1 protein-coding gene is annotated in these 260 nt (G+C 62.7%); it reads left to right on the top strand.

The genetic code is table 11. The annotated features are described in order from the left end of the window. Window positions 1–260: FecR domain-containing protein (locus V5P19_RS23860; RefSeq protein ID WP_334408040.1), on the top strand; the 260-nt coding region annotated here is incomplete at both ends.

The following is a 260-nucleotide window of genomic DNA, read 5'->3' as shown; positions in this document are numbered from 1 at the left end:
CCGGGCGTTGCACGATACCCGCCTCACCCGCCGTCACGTGATGAAAGGATTACTGCTGTTGCTCGGCGCTGGCGGAGGCTGGCAGCTCTGGCAGTCGGAAACCGGCGAAGGTCTGCGGGCAGATTACCGCACCGCCAAAGGCACAGTCAGCCGTCAGCAACTGGAAGATGGCTCCCTGCTCACGCTGAATACCCAAAGCGCGGCGGATGTGCGTTTTGATGCGCATCAGCGCACCGTCCGGCTCTGGTACGGTGAAATCG

It is taken from the genome of Enterobacter sp. UNJFSC 003 (assembly GCF_036903355.1).
Taxonomy (GTDB): domain Bacteria; phylum Pseudomonadota; class Gammaproteobacteria; order Enterobacterales; family Enterobacteriaceae; genus Enterobacter.
Note: the sequence above shows the minus strand (reverse complement) of the source record. Positions and strands in the feature narration are given on the sequence as shown.